This is a genomic window from Citrobacter sp. wls827 (assembly GCF_005280875.1).
Classification (GTDB): domain Bacteria; phylum Pseudomonadota; class Gammaproteobacteria; order Enterobacterales; family Enterobacteriaceae; genus Citrobacter; species Citrobacter youngae.
The window spans coordinates 260,135-263,959 of sequence record NZ_SZWR01000010.1; the positions used below are offsets into that span (position 1 = coordinate 260,135).

6 protein-coding genes are annotated in these 3,825 nt (G+C 51.9%); 3 read left to right on the forward strand and 3 right to left on the reverse strand.

What is annotated here, in order from left to right; translation table 11 throughout:
- The 3 genes from FDX03_RS04630 to yfcG all read right to left on the reverse strand — a co-directional run.
- The coding region (locus FDX03_RS04630; protein ID WP_249356987.1) for a TIGR01777 family oxidoreductase at positions 1-709 on the reverse strand (709 nt) is incomplete at its 3' end.
- Positions 710-728: 19 nt separating this feature from the next.
- On the reverse strand, positions 729-1,091 hold the full coding sequence (gene folX, locus FDX03_RS04635; protein ID WP_005129505.1) for a dihydroneopterin triphosphate 2'-epimerase: 363 nt from the start codon (positions 1,089-1,091) through the stop codon (positions 729-731).
- Positions 1,092-1,145: 54 nt separating this feature from the next.
- Entirely contained in the window at positions 1,146-1,781 is a 636-nt protein-coding gene (yfcG, locus tag FDX03_RS04640) for a GSH-dependent disulfide bond oxidoreductase (RefSeq protein ID WP_048211061.1), read from the reverse strand.
- Positions 1,782-1,915: 134 nt separating this feature from the next.
- On the opposite strand from yfcG, the gene yfcF reads away from it, so the two are divergent.
- From yfcF to yfcD, 3 genes are read left to right on the forward strand one after another with little or no spacing between them, the layout of a single operon-like run.
- Entirely contained in the window at positions 1,916-2,560 is a 645-nt protein-coding gene (gene yfcF, locus FDX03_RS04645) for a glutathione transferase (RefSeq protein ID WP_115643129.1), read from the forward strand.
- Positions 2,561-2,615: 55 nt separating this feature from the next.
- Complete coding sequence (gene yfcE / locus FDX03_RS04650) at positions 2,616-3,167, forward strand: phosphodiesterase (protein ID WP_048211063.1); 552 nt, start codon at positions 2,616-2,618, stop codon at positions 3,165-3,167.
- A gap of 56 nt (positions 3,168-3,223) precedes the next feature.
- A complete protein-coding gene (gene yfcD, locus FDX03_RS04655) occupies positions 3,224-3,778 on the forward strand; it encodes an NUDIX hydrolase YfcD (RefSeq protein WP_048211064.1) in 555 nt (184 codons plus the stop codon).
- Positions 3,779-3,825 lie beyond the last annotated feature (47 nt).

Below are 3,825 nucleotides of genomic sequence, written 5' to 3' on the forward strand. Positions count from 1 at the left end.
GCGCATGGGCGAACTGTTCATTGCGAACTGGGTATGGCGAAACCATATTGAAGGGACCGCGCAGATCGTTATCCAGCAGCCAGATAATCCCGTTGACCATATCGTCAATATGGATCCAGGCCAGGTATTGACGCCCATTGCCGATAGGACCGCCAAGCCCCAGACGAAACGGTGGAACCATCTTTGCGAGGATCCCGCCTGTAGAGGCCAATACAACGCCAGTACGCAGCAAACATACGCGGGTTTTGTCGCTTTGCGCAGCGCTGGCGATTTGTTCCCAGCGGGCGCACAACTTATGGGTGAATTCATTATGTGGCGGTTCTTCTTCCGTCACAACGACTTCACCCAGATCGCCGTAGTATCCCGTAGCGGAACCAGAGATGAGTACGGCAGGCGGCGTGTTGCTGACCTTGATTAAATCGACCAGTTTCTGCGTAATCCCCCAGCGGCTCTGGCACAAACGCTCTTTTTGCTCAGCGCTCCAGCGTTTGTCGGCGATAGGCTCTCCGGCAAGATTGATGACAGCATCAACGCCATCGAGGTTTTGCTGCTCTTCCAGCCCTTTCCAAAGCGTGACCCGGGAGTCCAGAATCTGACGAGCCTTATCAGGAGTACGTGTCACTACGGTAATCTGATGCCCCAGTTCCAGCAGGCGGGGGATCAAATGACGTCCAATCAGGCCAGTACCGCCGGTAATCAGAATCTGCATGTCGCCTCCCGGGTTACGTTTAGCGCTGCCAGCTCAATGTCATGGAAACGGAGTCGGCGTAACGCAATGCGTGAAGTTTATCGATCTCCACTTCAGCATAAGTGACCCAGTGATGTTCGCGTGCGATATCGAGCACATCTTGCGTTAATTTTTCCAACAATGAGAAGCGGTTACTCTCAACGTGCGAAATGATGCTCTTGGTGATGGTGCGATAATTCAGCGCATCGTTGATATCTTCACTGGTCCGGGCTTTGTCTGCTGGATAGTGGATGGCAATATTGATGACGATATCCTGTCGGTTCAGGATCTCTTCTTCTTTAATGCCGATAAAAGTGCGCAGACGAAGGTTTTTTATACGAATAATTGCGTCAGGTTGTGACATTGCAGGTTTCCTCCATGTATGAACCTTTTCATGATACACGAGAACCGAATCGCGTTAACTTTTCTCGCTCTGCGCTTGCTGCATCGCCCGTTCTGTTGCAGGACGAGTACGGATACGTTCGTACCAGTTATTGACCGCCGGATAGTTGTCGAGGTCGATACGCTGGCGCTGATGGAGATTAATCCACGGCCAGCAGGCAATGTCGGCAATGCTGTAATGATCGCCACCCAGCCAGGGTGATATTTCCAGGCGTTTATTCATGACGTTGTACAGTCGCTGGGTTTCCACCTGATACCGTTCAATGGCGTAGGGGATAGTCTGCGGTGCGAAGTGGCTGAAGTGATGATTTTGTCCCAGCATTGGCCCAAGTCCGCTAACCTGCCAGAAGAGCCACTGCAGCGTGGTGTGGCGCTCGCGTAATTCGCCGCTGAGTAGCTTACCGCTCTTTTCCGCCAGGTAGAGTAAAATCTCGCCAGACTCAAACAGGCTAATGGGTTTTCCGCCATCCTCCGGGGCGCAGTCGATGATGGCCGGAATTTTATTATTCGGTGAAATCAGCAAAAAGTCAGGGCGGAACTGGCTGCCTCTGCTGATATCTACATGAATCAGACGGTATTTTAACTGCGCCTCTTCGAGAAACAGTGTGATTTTGTGCCCGTTTGGCGATGGAGTGTAGTAAAGGTCGATCATTTTCAGCGTCCGTTTTGTCATGAACCGGGTCACTACAAGTATAGAAGCTGCCGACGTGTGTGAGTTTTCATCAAGTGACAGCGAGAGAAAGACTCTATATTTTGAAAGAAAGCCAATACACTTCAGAGGACATTATGAGCAAACCTGCAATTACGCTGTGGTCAGATGCCAACTTTTTCTCCCCTTATGTACTGTCTGTTTATGTCGCTCTGCAAGAGAAAGGGCTGCCTTTTACGCTGAGAACTGTCAACCTCAATAGTGGCGAACACTTGCAACCTTCATGGCAAGGGTATGCGCTGACGCGGCGCGTACCGGTTCTTGACATTGACGGTTTTGAACTGAGTGAATCCTCGGCGATTGCCGAGTTCCTGGAAGAGCGTTTCGCTCCACCACAATGGGAGCGCATTTATCCGCACGATCTACAAAAACGGGCTCGCGCCCGCCAGGTTCAGGCCTGGCTCCGTAGCGATCTGATGCCTATCCGGGAAGAGCGTTCGACGGATGTGGTTTTTGCTGGCGTGAAGAAAGGTCCGTTGACGGAAGCAGGAAGGGCCAGTGCGGAAAAATTGTTTGCCACGGCGGGCAGTTTACTGGCGCACGGTAAGCAGAATTTGTTTGGTGAATGGTGTATCGCAGACAGCGATTTAGCGCTAATGCTTAATCGACTGGTTCTGAATGGCGATGATGTACCAGAACAGCTCGCAGAGTATGCCACCTTCCAGTGGCAACGCGCTTCGGTACAACGTTTTATCGCGCTTTCAGCGAAGCGTTCCTGCTGAAAGTAGGGACGTAATCCAGTATCATTGAAAGGTATTTTTCAACGAGGGGTGAGTGATGAAACTGATGTTCGCATCGGACATTCATGGTTCGTTGCCGGCTACGGAATGCGTACTTGAACGGTTTGCCCAAAGCGGTGCGCAATGGCTGGTGATACTGGGCGATGTATTGAACCATGGGCCGCGTAATGCGCTGCCAGAGGGCTACGCGCCAGCGCAGGTCGCCGAGCGTTTGAATGAGCAGGCGTCGCGGATAATTGCGGTACGTGGTAATTGCGACAGCGAAGTGGATCAGATGCTTCTGCATTTTCCAATAACCGCGCCGTGGCAGCAAATTCTGACTGACAGCCAGCGACTCTTTCTGACGCACGGACATCTTTTTGGTCCGGATAACTTACCACCGCTCAACGCCGGCGATGTGCTGGTTTATGGACATACGCATCTGCCGGTGGCAGAGCGACGTGGGGATATCTACCAGTTTAACCCCGGTTCGGTAAGCATCCCGAAAGGGGGATTTACGGCAAGCTACGGGATTCTGGATGATAATGTTCTCAGCGTGATGGCACTCAATGATCAAAGTATTATTGCGCAGGTCGAGATTAATCCGTAAGTTACCCCACAAACGTAAACGCGCCGTAAGAGCGCTAGAAAAAAGAAGGTTTCCTGATGGTGGAACAGCGTCGTTTGGCAAGTACTGAATGGGTGGATATTGTGAATGAAGACAATGAAGTCATCGCACAATCCAGCCGGGAACAAATGCGGGCACAATGCTTGCGCCACCGTGCAACGTATATCGTTGTACACGATGGTATGGGTAAAATTCTGGTTCAGCGTCGCACTGAGACAAAGGACTTTATGCCCGGTATGCTGGATGCTACCGCGGGGGGGGTTGTTCAGGCTGATGAGCAGCTTCTGGACTCCGCGCGTCGTGAAGCTGAAGAAGAATTGGGCATTGCCGGTGTCCCGTTTGCCGAGCACGGTCAGTTTTATTTTGAAGACCAGAACTGTCGCGTCTGGGGCGGGCTGTTTAGCTGCGTTTCTCACGGACCGTTTGCGCTGCAGGAAGAAGAAATTAGTGAAGTGTGCTGGCTGACGCCGGAAGAAATTACCGCGCGCTGTGATGAATTTACACCGGACTCACTGAAGGCACTGGCGCTGTGGATGACCCGCAACGCCAAGAATGAAAGTGCGAAAGCCGAAAAACACGAAGAAGCTGAGTAAATTCAGCACCGCCGATCCTGGATGACGGGATCGGGCGTCGTTGTAGG